Raw genomic sequence first — 15,361 nt, forward strand, 5'->3', positions numbered from 1 at the left:
CGTCCCGATCGCCGGGACCGCCCCGGAGGAGCTCCGGTCCGCGGCCGCCGGTGCGGACGTCCCCGTCGGCGCGCTCGACGACCCCGCCCGGGCCCGCGCCTGCCTCGCGGCCGCGGGCGACCCGCGAACGGATGCTCCGTTCCTGACGGCCCGCCCGCACTCCGTCGACGGCCGCCCGGCGGTCCTGCTCGTCCTCGGCGGACCGGAACGGGGCCGCTACCGCCTCGTCGCCGTACCGCCGGACTGCGGGCCGGGCACCGCGCGCGTGCTCGCCGAGACCACCACCGGCTGACCGGGCCGGGCACCGGCGACGCCCGGGTCACGCGGCCCACGTCCGGCGGCACCGACGAGCGGGAATGCCCGTGTCTAGGATCGCGTTCGAGCCATACGGCAGCCACGACGCAGGAGCCGGCCACCCGGGCCGGCACCCGCAGGCCCCGTCATCGCGCCCGTCGCCCGGGCGCGCCAGGAGGGATCGGTACCGGTGACCACCGACGACACGGTGCACAACCTGATCATCATCGGGTCCGGGCCGGCCGGCTACACCGCTGCGGTGTACGCCGCGCGGGCCCAGCTCGCCCCGCTCGTGTTCGAGGGCAGCCAGTTCGGCGGCGCCCTGATGACCACGACCGAGGTGGAGAACTACCCGGGCTTCACCGAGGGGATCATGGGCCCCGAGCTCATGCAGCAGATGCGGGGCCAGGCGGAGCGCTTCGGTGCGGACCTGCGCCCGCAGGACGTCGACGAGGTGAAGCTCGACGGCGACGTCAAGGAGGTGCGGGTCGGCAAGGAGACCTTCCGGGCCCGCGCCGTGATCCTCGCGATGGGTGCCGCCCCGCGCTACCTGCACGTCCCCGGCGAGCAGGAGCTCCTCGGCCGCGGCGTCAGCTCGTGCGCCACCTGCGACGGGTTCTTCTTCCGGGACCAGAACATCGCCGTCATCGGCGGCGGCGACTCGGCGATGGAGGAGGCCACGTTCCTCACCCGCTTCGCCGAGACCGTCACGGTCATCCACCGTCGGGACGAGTTCCGCGCCTCGAAGATCATGTACGAGCGGGCGCAGAACGACCCGAAGATGCGCTGGCGCACCAACTCCGAGGTCACCGAGGTGACCGGCGAGGGCTCGGTGAGGCAGCTGCAGCTGCGCGACACCGTGACCGGTGAGACCAGCACGCTCGACGTCACCGGCATGTTCGTCGCGATCGGCCACGACCCGCGCAGCGCGCTGGTGGCGGGCCAGGTCGACGTCGACGACGAGGGCTACGTGCAGGTGGACGGACGTACCACCTACACGAACGTCCCGGGCGTCTTCGCCTGTGGCGACCTCGTCGACCACACCTACCGCCAGGCGATCACCGCCGCGGGCTCCGGCTGCTCGGCCGCGATCGACGCCGAGCGCTGGCTGGCCGGCCACGAGGTCAGCCCCGAGCTGGCCGGCGGCGGCTACGGCTCGGAGGAGACCGCCCCGGCGGCCGCCGTGGCCGACGCCGCGCACTGACCGCCCACCGGCACCCGACAGACCCGCATCCGCGACCGAAGGAGAACCCCATGGGCAACAACACCGTCGACGTCACCAGCAGCTCGTTCGACCAGGACGTCCTGAAGAGCGACAAGCCCGTCCTGGTCGACTTCTGGGCCACCTGGTGCGGCCCGTGCAAGATGGTCGCCCCGGTGCTCGACGAGATCGCCGGTGAGAACTCCGAGAAGCTGACCGTCGCCAAGCTCGACATCGACGCCAACCCGGAGGTCGCCCGCGACTACCAGGTCATGTCGGTCCCGACGATGATCCTGTTCTCCGGCGGCAAGCCGGTGAAGCAGATCGTGGGCGCGAAGCCGAAGGCGGCACTCCTCGCCGATCTCGCCGACCACATCTGATCACTGTCCGTGCGCCGTATAGCGCACGGAGATAACGCTGCGTGTCCCGGTTGATCACAACCGGGACACGCGCGTATCCGCCCCGCTGCACTCCTCCGGGGGCGGGGCAGGGCACAATGAGTCCGGCACGCGTCCGGTCACCGGGCGAAACCGACCGATCACGGGCGTCGCACGGCGCCTCACGACTGCGAGCGAGGGGTGCATGCAGCTGCTCCGGCGCGGGGACTGCGGTCCGGCCGTACGCGAGATCCGGACGACGCTGGGACAGCTCGGTCTGCTCCCGGCGGTTCCGCCGGGCTCGCGCGCCCAGGACATGTTCGACGACGGCGTGGACCGCGCCGTCCGCATGTTCCAGCAGGGCCGTGGCCTGATCACCGACGGCATCGTCGGACCGGATACCGCCCGCGCACTGCGGGAGGCGGGCTGGAGCCTGGGCGACCGGATGCTGTCGTTCACGCTCTCCACCCCCACCACCGGCGACGACGTCGCCCACCTGCAGGAGCGCCTGCTCGAGCTCGGGTACAACCCGGGCCGGCCGAGCGGGTTGTTCGACCAGCAGACCGAGCAGGCCCTGATCCGCTTCCAGCGTGACTACGGCATGACCCCCGACGGTGTCTGCGGCCCGGAGACGCTGCGCGCGCTGCGCCAGCTCGGCCGCAAGGTCACCGGCGGGCGTCCGCACCTCATGCGCGAGCAGGAGCTGCTGCGCCGGGCCGGCCCGCGGATGCGCGGCAAGCGCATCGTCATCGACCCGGGGCACGGCGGGCACGACCGCGGTGTCGACGTCGGCGGGGTCACCGAGGCCGACCTGATGTGGGACCTCGCCCGCCGGGTCGTCGGCCGCATGTCGGCCACCGGCATGGAGGCACTGCTCTCCCGCCCGGAGAACGGCAACCCGCCGGACACCGAGCGCGCGCAGTTCGCCAACGACGTCGGTGCCGACATGGTCGTGTCGCTGCACACCGACGCGAGCTTCAGCCCGCACGCGCAGGGTCTGGCGACCTACTACTTCGGCAACGGGTCGGGCACCACGTCGAACGTCGGCGAGGCGCTCGCCGGGCTGATCCAGCGCGAGCTGCTCACCCGGACCTCAATGCTCGACTGCCGCAGCCAGACGTGCACCTGGGAGCTCGTGCGCCGGACCCGGATGCCGGCCGTCCGCGTCGAGGTCGGGTATCTGACCCACCTCGGGGACCGCCGCAAGCTGCTCGACCCGGGCTTCCGCGACGTCGTCGCGGAGGGCATCCTCGTCGCCGTCAAACGGCTGTACCTGCTCGGGCAGGACGACCAGCCCACCGGCACGTTCACCTTCAACGACGTGCTGGCCCGCGAGTACGCGAGGGACGAGATCCGGGCCGTCTGAGGCCCGTCACGGCCCGCAGTGCCCCGCCCGGCCCCTCACCCGGGGTCGGGCCACCGAGGCCGCCCACGGCCCGCTCAGAGCGCCCTCAGATCGTCTCTGCGGGCGGCACGAACGAGAGCTGGCAGGACCCCGCGCGGGCCGGTGTCGCCGTCGGGCGCGGCGCCGCGGTCTGCATCGGGATGGTCACCGTGTTGAACAGCTGTTCGAGCGCGGCCTCGACGTCGGACTTCCACTCCAGACCCGAGCGCAGCTCCATCCGCAGCCGCGGCCAGCGGTGGTGCGGGCGGACGGTCTTGAATCCGACCGAGCGGAGGAAGTCCGCCGGGACGACGCAGTCGGACTCGGTGCCGGGACGCGCGTCGCCGAACGCCTCCACGGCCTTCACCCCGCGTCGGGTCAGGTCCTTCACGACGGCCTGGGCGAGCGCCCGGCCCAGTCCCTCGCCGGCGAACTCCGGGGCCACCTGCATCGTGGTCAGCAGGACGGCGTCGGCGCTGACCGGTCCGGTCGGCATCTCGGTGGCACGGGGGACCGACGCCGGCGGCGCGAACAGCACGTACCCCGCGGGGGCACCGCCGACGTAGACGACCCGGCCGCAGGAGCCCCACTCGAGGAGCACCTCCGACAGCCAGGCCTCTTTCTCCAGGTCGGTCGTGCCGTACCCCTCGGTCTGGTCGGCGAGCTGGGGCGAAAGCTCCCAGTAGACGCAGTTGCGACACCGCTTCGGCAGATCGCCGAGGTTGTCGAGGTTGAGCGCGGCAACGTGCCAGGACACGGAATCCGACCTCCGGATGTCGTCGTCGCGCGATGCACGCGCTGCTGCACGGCCCGGCCCGTCCGGGGCGTGGTCCCGACCCCGGCGCCGGAGCAACCGTCCCCCTGGCTGCCCCCGGGTCCGGTGACCCCGCGCAGCCCGAGACTAGGTGGATTCTCGCGATCCCGTCACCCCGAGAGGGCCCACCGGTACGAACGTCACGACGAAGGGCGGGCCGATCACCCGTCGCGGTTACACTCGGCGAGCCTTTTCCCCTCGCAGAGGAGCACGCGATGACCCTGCCCGACCGCCCGCAGCAGCCCGACGTCCGCCGTTCCGCGGCCGCGGCGGCCGCGCAGGCAGCGGCGGCAGGGGAGGGGGCCGTGGTCCCGCTCGCCCCCACCGAGCGCTTCGCGACCCGTACCGCCGGGATGACGGCGTCGGAGATCCGGGCCCTGTTCGCCGTCGCGAGCCGTCCCGAGGTCGTCTCGCTGGCCGGTGGCATGCCGAACCTGGCGGCGCTGCCGCTGCAGTCCCTCGCCCGTGAGGTGGCCGAGCTCGTCGACGTGGACGGCATGTCCGCGCTGCAGTACGGCTCCGCCCAGGGTGTCCCGCAGCTGCGCGAGCAGATCTGCGAGGTCATGCGGGAGGAGGGCATCGAGGCCGACCCGAACGACGTCGTCGTCACCGTCGGCTCGCAGATGGCCCTCGACCTGCTGACCCGGATCTTCGTCGACCCCGGCGACGTCGTCCTGGCCGAGGGACCGTCCTACGTCGGCGCGCTGGGCAGCTTCGCCGCCTACCAGGCGCGGGTCGTGCACGTCGCGATGGACGAGCACGGACTGGTCCCGGAGCTGCTGCACGAGGCGCTGGAGTCGCTGGCACGGCGGGGGATCGTCCCGAAGTTCCTGTACACGATCCCGAACTTCCACAACCCGGCCGGCGTGACGCTGGCGCACGAGCGGCGCCCGCGGATCCTGGAGCTGTGCCGCCGCTACGGCGTGATGGTCGTCGAGGACAACCCCTACGGGATGCTCGGGTTCGACGGCGAGGTGCACCCGGCGCTGCGCTCGTACGACCCGGACGTGCTGTACCTGGGGTCGTTCTCGAAGACGTTCGCGTCCGGGCTGCGGGTGGGCTGGGCGCTGGTACCGCCGCTGGTGCGGGACCGGCTGGTGCTGGCCGCGGAGTCGGCGACGCTGTGCCCGCCGTCGTTCACGCAGATGCTGGTGTCGCGCTACCTGTCGCACCACGACTGGCGCAGCCAGATCAAGACGTTCAGCGAGAACTACCGCGAGCGCCGCGACGCGATGCTCGCCGCGCTGGAGACGTACCTGCCCGAGGGCTGCACCTGGAACGTCCCCGACGGCGGGTTCTTCGTGTGGCTGACCGTGCCGGAGGGCGTCGACACGAAGGCGATGCTGCCCCGCGCGGTCACCGCGCGGGTCGCGTACGCGTCCGGCACCGGCTTCTACGCCGACGGTTTCGGCAGCCGGCAGCTGAGGCTGTCGTTCTGCTTCCCGACGCCCGAGCGCATCACCGAGGGCGTGCGGCGGCTGGCGGCGGTGCTGGAGGCCGAGATGGAGGTCGTGCGGACGTTCGGGACACCGGTCCGCCCCGAGCTGACCCGGGGCACCCAGAGCCCGTCGCCGGACACGACCTGACGCCGTCCGACGACGGCGATGTTTCACGTGGAACGCCCCGGACCGGCTCCCGGTCCGGGGCGTTCCCGTTCATGGCGCAGAATGCCCGCGTGAGCGATCGAACGGTGGCCGTGCTGGCCGGAGGCCTGTCCCACGAGCGTGAGGTGTCCCTGCGATCCGGTCGTCGACTGGCGGGTGCGCTGCGCGCGAACGGTGTCGACGTACGCGAGTGGGACGTCGACGCGCGCCTGCTGGAGCGGCTGTCGACCGACCGGCCGGACGCGGTCGCCGTCGCGCTGCACGGGGGCGAGGGGGAGAACGGCGCCGTGCAGCAGGTGCTGGAACTGCTGGGCATCCCCTTCGTGGGGACGCCGTCCGGGGCGTGCCGGCGGGCGTGGGACAAGCCGAGCGTGAAGACCGAACTCGTCCGCGCGGGCCTCTCGACGCCGGACTGGGTCGCGCTGCCGCACTCGACCTTCCGTGAGCTGGGCGCGCAGGGCGTGCTCGGTGCGATCGTCGAGCGCCTCGGGCTGCCGCTGGTGCTGAAGCCGGACCAGGGCGGCTCGGCGCTCGGTGTGCAGGTGGTCCGGAACGCGGCGGACCTGCCGGCCGCGATGGTCAGCTGCTTCGCCTACGCCGAGACGGTGCTCGTCGAGCGGTTCGTCGCCGGGACCGAGGTCGCAGTGTCGGTCGTCCACGACGGGGAGGAGCCCCGCGCGCTGCCGCCGGTGGAGGTGGAGGTGCCGTCCGGGTTCTACGACTACACGTCCCGCTACACACCCGGTGCGGCCACGTTCCACTGCCCGGCGCGGCTGCCGTCGGACGTGCTGGACGCGCTGGCCGACGCCGCCCTGGCCGCACACCGGCTGCTGGGGATGCGCGACGTGTCGCGCACCGACGCGATCGTCGACGCCGACGGTCACGTGCACGTCCTGGAGATGAACGTGTCGCCGGGCCTGACCGACACCTCGCTGCTCCCGACCGCGGTGTCCGCGGACGGTTCCGACCTCGCGACGGTGTACCTGGCGCTCGTCGAGCGCGCGGCGGCCCGGCAGGACTGAGCGGTGTTCCACGTGAAACCACAGCGGCGTGGTTCCACGTGGAACATCAGCCGAGCACACCGGCCCAGGGCTCGGGAGCCCGCCACACCTCCAGGAGCGGGCTCACCCCGTCCCCGAGACCTGGTTGCTGCGGGACCATCGCGACGCAGGCGACGAGCTGCACGAGCCGGGCCGCCGCGCAGAGAGCGAGCAGCTCGGCATCGACGGGGCGGTCGGCCGCCCGCTCGGAGGCGGCGGCGACCTCCGGAACGGCGAAGGTCAGGTGCCACTCGACCGGTCCGACGCAGACGTGTTCGAGGTCGGCGTCGTACGGACCGTCCGGGGTCCGCAGGACGTTGCAGGCCGGCGAATCCCCGTGCACCGGCTGCGGGCGTGTGCCGGGGAACCGGTCGGCGCAACCCGCCTCGTCACCGAGCACCGGGAGGATCGTCGCCCACTCCCGCAGCGCGCGGTCGCGGTCGGTGGGGGAGACGTGGGTGGTGTCGTGCCGCAGCGCGTCGCGCATCGCCGTGACCGAGTCGTCGAGTGGGTGCATCCAGTCCAGCTCGACCGGACACGGTCGTAGCGCGGTGTGCAGCCGGGCGACCGTCGCGGCGCTCGCACCGGCGTCGGGCGGGCCGTCCGGGGCCGACGGACGGTCCGGCGCTCCCGGAAGGTGAGGGACGGGCCCCCGGCGGCGACGGGTCGCGGGGTGTGCGGGCCGGACCACGGGTGCCCGGCGTCCGACACCCATCGGGAGACCGCGATCTCGCGCGGCTGCTGCTCCGCCTGTCCCGCCGGATCGAGGCCGGGCGGGAGGCCGGTGGGGACACGCACCACGACCGGCTCCGGCTCCAGTGCGACGACGACCGAGAACAGGTCGTGCAGGACGCGGGGTGTGCCGGGGCGGTAGCCGTGGTCCCGCGCGGCGGAGACCGCGGTGTCGACGGCGCGGTCGGTGCGAGCGGCGAGCTCGGCGTCGGTGAGCACCGGGCCATCCCGGGGCGTCGGGGTGTTCCACGTGAAACACACGCACGCGACGCCGGTCGGATCGGTCGGGCGGGCGGGGTCGGAGCCGCTCGGTGTGCGCCCGAGTCTGTCGCAGTGGGTCGCCCCGCTCTGCGCCGTCCGGTCCCGCACTGTCCGGTCCCGCACTGTCCGGTCCCGCACTGTCCGGTCCCGCACGGCCCGGGCCGCGTCCGGGTTCGCGCCCCGGAGTCGTGCCGGCGGGCCGAGCACTCCCGCGCCGAGCACTCGCAGGCCGCCGGGCTCTCCTGGGCCGGGCGATCCCGGGCGAGCGCTCCTGGGCCGGGCATCGGTGGACCTGCCGCCTGTGGGCCGGACGCGGTGGCCGGCTTCAACGCCGCGGCACGCGGGGTCATCCCGGATACCGGCCGCCGCACACCGGGTCGGCGCATCCGGGCCGGGCGTCCCCGACACGGTCACCGGACGGCGACACCGGCCGGACTCCACCGGGAATGCCGAGGTGCGGCGATCCCACCGGGTGCTTCCGGCTGCCACCTCGGACGAGCCCCACAGCGCCGCGGAGGCGCACGGGTCGGCGTCGCGCGCACCCGGTACACGGCGACGAGGTCCTCCGTCCCGCCAGGCGACGAGGCCCGCACCGCCCAGGCCGCCCTCGGCGGGAGGAGACCTCGACCGGTCGCCGTGTCCGTGCGGCGCGTACGGGATCGCGACGCGGCTGATCTCGCAGCGTGGGCGGAGCGCCCCGGAGCTGCGGCATCCGCAGGCCACCCGCTCACGAGACCGAGCCCGACGCGCTGCCCGACGCCCGCCACGACCTCCGTCGCTGTTCCACGTGAAACATCGACGCCGTCCGCCGCGGACCCGATCACCTGCCGTACCGAGACCGCCGGGGAGAGCCGCGGGCCCCAGCTCCGCACGAGCCACGCGACCCCGGGGCGCACGCCCCGTCCCGCTCGTCGGCCGAGCCCGGCCGATGAGCACTCCGTACGACCGTCGCCCGGGACCCACCACGAGCCGATCCACGCGCGACCACCATCGATGCCGGGCGAGTTCAAACATACGTACGACTGATCAGGCGTGTTCCGGCCAGTACGCACCCCGGCACCGATCGACATGCCGAGAAAAGCGACCAATCGGGCAGATCCAACGGCTCAGCGGCCCCACACGACTGCTGAGACCCGCCCCGGCCTCCCCACCAACCTGCCACGCATCCGAAGGCTCAGAGGCCGTCTGAGGGCGCCCTCAGAAGCCGTCCAGCGCGTCACACCACGCCGCCACCCCCGTGCCCGGACAGACCGACGGCCGCCGTCCACGGGGACGACGGCCGTCGGGGGAGGGGAGTGGTGTCCGGTCAGTCGCGCTCGCTGATCCCCATCAGCCCGGTGATCCGGTCGAGGTCCTCCACCGATCCGAACTCGACCACGATGCGGCCCTTGCGCTGACCCATCTCGACCTTCACCCGGGTGTCGAACATGTCGGCCAGCCGGTCGGCGCGCTCGACGAACTCCGGGCGCTGATCGCCGCGACGGCGGACCCGGCGTTCCTGCGGAGGTCCCGAGTGCCGCGCCAACACGACGGCCTCCTCGGTCGCGCGGACCGACATGCCCTCCGCGACGATGCGGGTGGCGAGATCCTCCTGTTGCCCGGCGTCCTCGAGACCGAGCAGGGCGCGCGCGTGCCCGGCCGACAGCACGCCGGCGGCGACCCGGCGCTGCACCGACACCGGCAGCTTCAGCAGCCGGATCATGTTGGTGACGACGGGCCGGCTGCGGCCGAGCCGGTCGGCGAGCTCGGAGTGGGTGACGCCGAACTCGGCGAGCAGCTGCTCGTAGGCGGCCGCCTCCTCGAGGGGGTTGAGCTGGACGCGGTGGATGTTCTCCAGGAGCGCGTCGCGGAGCATCACGTCGTCGGCGGTGTGCCGGACGATCGCGGGCAGCGTCTCCAGCCCGGCGCGCTGGGCCGCACGCCACCGGCGCTCGCCCATGATCAGCTCGTAGTCGACACCGGCCCGGCGGACCACGATCGGCTGCAGCAGCCCGAACTCACGGATCGAGTGCTCCAGCTCGGCGAGCTGGTCGTCGTCGAACTGGGTCCGCGGCTGCTTGGGGTTGGGCACGATCCGCCGCAGCGGGATCTCGCGGTACTCCGCGCCGCCGTCGACGACCGGGGTCTCGGGCTCGTGGTCGTCGCGCCGGACGGCCGGAGCCGGGCGGTGCAGGGGTGCGCCGGGCCCGTTGTTCCCGGGCCGGTCACCGGACTCCGACGGGCCGGTGGGGATGAGCGCGGCGAGACCGCGGCCCAGTCCACCCTTGCGCTCGGCCATCTCAGCGACCGTCCGGGCGGTAGACGCCGCTCGCCCCGTGCTCGGCGATCTCCCGGGCCGCGTCGATGTAGCTCATCGCACCGCGGGAGCCGGGGTCATAGGCGAGCACGGTCTGGCTGTAGCCGGGGGCCTCGGAGACCTTCACGCTGCGCGGGATGACCGTGCGCAGCGCCGTCGGACCGAAGTGCTGGCGGACCTCCGAGGTGACCTGGTCGGCGAGCTTGGTGCGGCCGTCGTACATGGTCAGCAGGATGGTCGACACGTGCAGCGAGGTGTTCAGGTGCGACCGGACGAGGTCGATGTTGGACAGCAGCTGCCCGAGCCCCTCCAGCGCGTAGTACTCGCACTGGATCGGGATGAGCACCTCGGACGCCGCGACGAGCGCGTTGACCGTCAGCAGCCCCAGCGACGGCGGGCAGTCGATGAGCACGTAGTCGACGTCGAGCCGGGACAGCGTCTCGTCGTTCAGCGCCTGGGCCAGCCGGGACTCCCGGGCGACCATGCTGACGAGCTCGATCTCGGCGCCGGCCAGGTCGATCGTGGCGGGCAGGCAGAGCAGGTTCGGCGACGCGGTGCTGACCGCGACGGCCTCCTCGAGGGGGATCTCGCCGAGCATCACCTCGTACACCGACGGCGTGCCGGTGCGGTGCTCGACGCCGAGTGCGGTGGACGCGTTGCCCTGCGGGTCGAGGTCGATCACCAGCACCCGGATGCCGTGCAGGGCCAGGCCCGCGGCGAGGTTGACCGTGCTGGTCGTCTTCCCGACCCCGCCCTTCTGGTTCGCGACGCCCATGACACGGCGCGCGGCCGGGCGGGGCATGCCGTGCCGGTCGGGGTGCAGGACGCGTGCGGCCCGCTCGGCCTCGTCCGCGATGGGGGTCCATCCGGCACTCATGCGCGACCCTCGCTTCCTGGACGGTTCGTGCCCGGTCGGTGTTTCACGTGAAACGGCGCTCCGGCACCCATCATCGCCGTTCCTTCCTCCGGTTGCGGCGGGGCGCGCCGGTCCGCGGGATCTCGACCACCGTGGTCAGCGGATCGACCACACCGGCTCCGGTCTCGTGGATCCGGGGCTCGCCCCCTCCGAGCGCACGGACCGCCGCGGCGTCGCGGGCGATCTCGTCCGGGGCGGAGGCGCCCTTCAGCACCAGCATCGCACCCCCCTGCCTCAGCAGGGGCAGGCAGATGCCCGCGAGCCGGGCCAGCGGTCCGACGGCCCGGGCGGTGACGACGTCGGCCCCCTCCCATCGTCGCAGAACGGGCTTCTCCTCGGCACGCCCCCGTTCGACGACGATGTCCAGGCCGAGGTCGCCCAGCACCTCGTCCAGCCACTCCACCCGGCGGGCCAGCGGCTCGATCAGCACGATCCGCAGGTCCGGCCGGGCCAGGGCGAGCGGGATCCCGGGGAGCCCGGCACCGGAGCCGACGTCGGCGACCCGGGCGTCGGCGGGCACGACCTCACCGAGGACCGCACAGTTCAGCACGTGCCGGTCCCACAGCCGGTCCCGCTCGCGCGGGCCGATCAGCCCGCGCTCGATCCCGGAGGTCGCGAGGTGCTCGACGTAGCGGACGGCCAGCCCGGTCCGGTCGCCGAAGACCTTCTCCGCGACCTCCGGGGTCGGGATGGGGGAGGTGGTCACTTCTTGTGGACCACGACCTGGCGACGCGGCTCCTCGCCCTCGCTCTCGGAGACGACGCCCTTCACGGTGGCGACGGCGTCGTGCACGACCTTGCGCTCGAACGGCGTCATCGGTCGCAGCCGCGCGGACTCGCCGCTGGTCTTGACCTCCTGGGCGGTCTCCAGGCCGAGCTCGGTGAGCTCGTCGCGGCGGTGCCGCCGCCAGCCCGCGATGTCGAGCATCAGCCGGCTGCGGCTGCCCAGCTGCTGCTGGACTGCCAGGCGGGCCAGCTCCTGCAGGCTCTCCAGCACCGACCCCTTGTCGCCGACGAGCTTCTGCAGGTCGGCGTCGTCCTCGGCGCCCTCGATGCTCACGATGGCGCGGCCGCCCTCGACATCGAGGTCGATGTCGCCGTCGTAGTCGAGGATGTCCAGCAGGCGCTCCAGGTAGTCACCTGCGACGTCGCCCTCCTGGATCAGCAGGCTCTCGCCGGACGGCTTGTCCTGCACGTCCGGCCCCTCGGCGGGCTCCTTGGCGGTGGTGGGCACGCGCAACTCCTCTCGTCAACGGTTCGCGGTCCGTCGCGCCCGGGCCCGCGCGGCGGTGGGGTCCGCCGGGGCCGGCGGGGCGCGCCGGGGTCTGTCGGGGTGGTGCGGTGGGACGGTCAGCGACGCTTGCCGCGCCGGGCCTTCGCCCCCGGACGCTTCTGCACCGGCTTCGCCCCGGGCTTCTTCTGGCCGTTGCCGTTACCGGAACCGTTGCCGTTCCCGTTGCGGGCCGTGCCGTTGCGCTGCCCGCCGGGGGACGTGCCGGTGTCGGCGGAGGCACCGTCGGATCCGGTGGCGCGGGTCTCGGACGCCGCCTCGGCAGCCTCCTCCTCGGCCGGCTGGATCGGCTCGTCGGCGACCTCGCGGACGTCCTCGGCGGAGCCGAGACGGGCGTCGCGGAGCGGCTTCTGGCCGGGGCGGGGGGCGCGGGCCTTGGCGGACTCGGTGGCCTTCTCGGCCTTGTCCGACTCCTCGGCGTCGATCTTGCGGTAGACGACGTACTGCTGGCCGAGGGTCCACAGGTTGTTGGCGACCCAGTAGAAGAGGACCGCGAGCGGCAGGAACGGCGCACCGACGACGACACCGATCGGGAACACGTAGAGCATCAGCTTCTGCATGATCTCGGCCTGCGGGTTCGCCGCGACGGTGCCGGCGGCGATCTGCGCCTGCTGGCGGGCGACCGAGTGGCGCGCGGTGATGTGGGTGAAGATGCCGGCCGCGATCATCAGCGGGATCATCACGATCCACTGCGAGACCAGGTTGCCACCGAGCTCGGCGACGGACGCGGTGTTCTGCAGCGGCCAGACGGCCGAGCCCAGCTTCGCGCCGAACAGGCTCGAGTCGACGAACGAGGCGTTCTCGGCCGCGTTGAAGACGTAGTTCTCCGTCTTGCCCGGCTTGAACTCGCGCAGCACGTGGAACAGACCGATGAACACCGGGATCTGCACCAGGATCGGCAAACAGCCCATGAGCGGGTTGGCGCCGTTCTGCTGCTGGAGCTTCTGCATCTCCGTGGCGAGCTTCTGGCGGTCGTTCGCGTACTTCTTCCGGAGCTTCTGCATCTCCGGGGCCATCTCCTGCATCTTGCGCATGGAGCGGACCTGCACGACGAACGGCTTGTAGAGGATGACGCGCAGCGTGAAGACGAGGAAGACGACCGACAGCGCCCAGGCGAACCCGTTGTCGTCGCCCAGGACGAAGCCGAAGACCTTGTGCCAGACCCACATGATCCAGCTGACGGGGTAGTAGATGAAGTCCAGCACTGCTGCGTTGCTCCTCGTGGTCTCGGGCGGGGCCCGCGGGTCAGCGGTCCGTACCGCGTGAGAGGCCTTCGGTCCGGGGCGGGTCGGTGGACGTCTGCTCCGGCCCGGGATCGGGTTCGGTGCCGCTGCGCGGGACCCCGTCGCTGCGCCGCCGGCGCGGCGGCACCGGATCCCACCCGCCAGGGTGCCACGGGGCACACTTCAGCAACCGCCACACGGTGAGGCCGAGACCGCGCACGAAGCCGTGCTCGCGGAACGCCTCGACCGAGTACGCGCTGCAGCTCGGGTGGAACCGGCAGCTCGGCATCAGGTTCGGGGAGATCCACACCTGGTACCAGCGCACCGCGGCCATCGCGGCCCGCGCGCCGACACCGGGCCGTGCGCCGGGGAGCTCTCCGTCGTCCATCGGAGCCTCCTCACCCGTCGGGGCCGCGTCGTGTGTCGTGCTCATCGCGGGCCGTCCGCGGCCGGGCGCGGACGGCGCGGCCGCTGCGCCGCGCGCAGTGCGGAGTCGAGGTCGGCCGCCAGCTCGGCGGACGAGGCCTCACCGGCGGGCGGCAACGCACGGACGACGAGTGCCGCGCCGGCGGGCAGCGCCGCCAGACGGTCCGCGACCAGATGGCGCAGCCGCCGGGAGACCCGGTGCCGGGCCACGGCGTTGCCGACGGCCTTGCTCACGACGAAACCCGCCCTCGGCGAGGCGTGCTCGGGCACGCCGCCGGGGCGGGTCAGGTCGAGATGCACCACCAGCCTCGACCGGCCGGCACGTCGTCCGCGCCTGATCGTCGAGGCGAACTCGGGCCGGCGGGTGAGCCGGGCGTGTGCCGGCAGCACGGCGCGGGCCGGTGGGGGCGCCGGCCGTCAGGCCGAGAGGTTGCCGCGCCCCTTGCGACGGCGCGCGGCGAGGATCGCGCGGCCGGCGCGGGTGCGCATGCGCAGCCGGAAGCCGTGCGTCTTGGCCCGGCGGCGGTTGTTCGGCTGGAAAGTACGCTTGCTCACGGTCGGCTCCTGGTCGGCGGTTCGCAGGCGTCCTGCGACGCCGAGATGTCTACGGTCACTGGCTCGGGTTCGCGGGCCACCGGCCACACGACGCTCCACAACGACAGATGCGGGGAGCCGCGTTCGACGGGCGCGACACGCCCATCCGACCAGGTGTCCGGTCGTCAAGGGTACGCAGCGCGTTTCGAGGGGGTCAAACCGCCCCCACCGGGCGCCGCGACCCCGCCGGACGCCCGCCACGACGGCTGCTGCTAGCGTCGCCGACCCCGCCCGGGACCGGCGCGGGAGTAACGACCGCCCGCACCCCGACCGAGACCTCCACACGACCGACGGCCGGTGCCCCGATGCGCGTCGGCCGGGACCTGCTGCGTACCTTTACGCACAAGTGTGGACAACTCTGGGGATACATCGCCCCCGAGGCCGAGTCCTCGTGTCCGGACGGCTCATCGCCAGTGCTCCGGGGGGAGCAGACCGCCGGCGGCGGTCGATCGGGAGGGGGAAACGCGGATGACCGACCAGCCGGGCGATCTCGGCGCGGTCTGGAACCGGGTCATCGCCGATCTCTCCGGCGCGTCGGCCGAGTCCGGCACACCCGCCCTCTCCCCGCAGCAGCGCGCGTTCCTGCGCCTGACCCGTCCCCTCGGCCTGCTCGACGGCACCGCACTGCTCGCCGCGCCGAGCGAGTTCGCGAAGGACGCCATCGAGCGGATCCTGCGCAGGCCGATCAGCGACGCCCTCGGCCGCCACCTCGGTGTGGCGGTCAACCTCGCCGTCGTCGTCGACGCCTCCGCGGCGTCCGGCGGCACCGAGGTCCCCGACCCGCCCGGGTTCGGCATGCACCGCGGCGTCACCGCGGGGGACAGCGTCCGCGACACCGGCACCGGTGACCGGGCCGGCGACGACCCGGCCGCGTCGGCCGACGGGGACCACGGCACCCGTCCCGCACAC

15 protein-coding genes and 2 pseudogenes are annotated in these 15,361 nt (G+C 73.3%); 7 read left to right on the forward strand and 10 right to left on the reverse strand.

The genetic code is table 11. The features are described 5' to 3' along the window. The 4 genes and pseudogenes from NH602_RS17685 to NH602_RS17700 form a co-directional block, all read left to right on the forward strand. Positions 1-292: pseudogene (locus NH602_RS17685) on the forward strand (hypothetical protein); the annotation flags it as partial. Positions 293-484: 192 nt separating this feature from the next. Next, the gene (trxB, locus tag NH602_RS17690) at positions 485-1,498 is read left to right on the forward strand and encodes a thioredoxin-disulfide reductase (protein WP_253068369.1); all 1,014 of its coding nucleotides are present in this window, start codon (positions 485-487) and stop codon (positions 1,496-1,498) included. Positions 1,499-1,548: 50 nt separating this feature from the next. Next, positions 1,549-1,875, forward strand: a complete 327-nt coding sequence (trxA, locus tag NH602_RS17695) for a thioredoxin (protein WP_020622767.1) — start codon at positions 1,549-1,551, stop codon at positions 1,873-1,875. Positions 1,876-2,077: 202 nt separating this feature from the next. Next, positions 2,078-3,238, forward strand: a complete 1,161-nt coding sequence (locus tag NH602_RS17700) for an N-acetylmuramoyl-L-alanine amidase (RefSeq protein ID WP_073573702.1) — start codon at positions 2,078-2,080, stop codon at positions 3,236-3,238. A gap of 85 nt (positions 3,239-3,323) precedes the next feature. On the opposite strand, the gene NH602_RS17705 is transcribed toward NH602_RS17700, so the two are convergent. Continuing rightward, positions 3,324-4,013, reverse strand: coding sequence for a GNAT family N-acetyltransferase (locus NH602_RS17705; protein ID WP_253068370.1), 690 nt, complete (start codon positions 4,011-4,013; stop codon positions 3,324-3,326). 272 nt (positions 4,014-4,285) lie between these two features. Between NH602_RS17705 and NH602_RS17710 the strand changes: the two genes are divergently transcribed. Further along, the gene (locus tag NH602_RS17710) at positions 4,286-5,656 is read left to right on the forward strand and encodes a PLP-dependent aminotransferase family protein (protein WP_237454203.1); all 1,371 of its coding nucleotides are present in this window, start codon (positions 4,286-4,288) and stop codon (positions 5,654-5,656) included. Positions 5,657-5,745: 89 nt separating this feature from the next. After that, positions 5,746-6,696: a D-alanine--D-alanine ligase gene (locus NH602_RS17715; RefSeq protein WP_253068371.1), complete on the forward strand. Its 951-nt coding sequence runs from the start codon at positions 5,746-5,748 to the stop codon at positions 6,694-6,696. Between the two features lie 46 nt (positions 6,697-6,742). Here the strand turns inward: NH602_RS17715 and NH602_RS17720 are convergent, their stop codons facing one another. The 9 genes from NH602_RS17720 to rpmH form a co-directional block, all read right to left on the reverse strand. After that, on the reverse strand, positions 6,743-7,231 hold the full coding sequence (locus NH602_RS17720; RefSeq protein ID WP_253068372.1) for a hypothetical protein: 489 nt from the start codon (positions 7,229-7,231) through the stop codon (positions 6,743-6,745). A 1,782-nt stretch (positions 7,232-9,013) separates the two neighbouring features. Continuing rightward, positions 9,014-9,985, reverse strand: coding sequence for a ParB/RepB/Spo0J family partition protein (locus NH602_RS17725; protein WP_073573705.1), 972 nt, complete (start codon positions 9,983-9,985; stop codon positions 9,014-9,016). Position 9,986: 1 nt separating this feature from the next. Next, on the reverse strand, positions 9,987-10,880 hold the full coding sequence (locus NH602_RS17730) for a ParA family protein (RefSeq protein WP_073573706.1): 894 nt from the start codon (positions 10,878-10,880) through the stop codon (positions 9,987-9,989). Positions 10,881-10,950: 70 nt separating this feature from the next. Further along, positions 10,951-11,625, reverse strand: a complete 675-nt coding sequence (gene rsmG, locus NH602_RS17735; protein WP_062399027.1) for a 16S rRNA (guanine(527)-N(7))-methyltransferase RsmG — start codon at positions 11,623-11,625, stop codon at positions 10,951-10,953. Continuing rightward, entirely contained in the window at positions 11,622-12,113 is a 492-nt protein-coding gene (locus NH602_RS17740) for a R3H domain-containing nucleic acid-binding protein (protein ID WP_100880756.1), read from the reverse strand. Before NH602_RS17740 ends, rsmG begins: the two co-directional genes overlap by 4 nt. A gap of 155 nt (positions 12,114-12,268) precedes the next feature. Beyond that, a complete protein-coding gene (yidC, locus tag NH602_RS17745; RefSeq protein ID WP_253068373.1) occupies positions 12,269-13,414 on the reverse strand; it encodes a membrane protein insertase YidC in 1,146 nt (381 codons plus the stop codon). Between the two features lie 40 nt (positions 13,415-13,454). Further along, on the reverse strand, positions 13,455-13,820 hold the full coding sequence (gene yidD / locus NH602_RS17750; protein ID WP_073573709.1) for a membrane protein insertion efficiency factor YidD: 366 nt from the start codon (positions 13,818-13,820) through the stop codon (positions 13,455-13,457). A gap of 41 nt (positions 13,821-13,861) precedes the next feature. Beyond that, positions 13,862-14,248, reverse strand: coding sequence for a ribonuclease P protein component (gene rnpA / locus NH602_RS17755; protein WP_073573710.1), 387 nt, complete (start codon positions 14,246-14,248; stop codon positions 13,862-13,864). Between the two features lie 27 nt (positions 14,249-14,275). Next, the gene (gene rpmH, locus NH602_RS17760; protein ID WP_020622600.1) at positions 14,276-14,413 is read right to left on the reverse strand and encodes a 50S ribosomal protein L34; all 138 of its coding nucleotides are present in this window, start codon (positions 14,411-14,413) and stop codon (positions 14,276-14,278) included. Between the two features lie 507 nt (positions 14,414-14,920). Here rpmH and NH602_RS17765 point away from each other — a divergent pair. After that, a pseudogene (locus NH602_RS17765) lies at positions 14,921-15,361 on the forward strand (chromosomal replication initiation protein DnaA); the annotation flags it as partial.

This window comes from Pseudonocardia sp. McavD-2-B, assembly GCF_024124365.1.
Taxonomy (GTDB): domain Bacteria; phylum Actinomycetota; class Actinomycetes; order Mycobacteriales; family Pseudonocardiaceae; genus Pseudonocardia; species Pseudonocardia alni.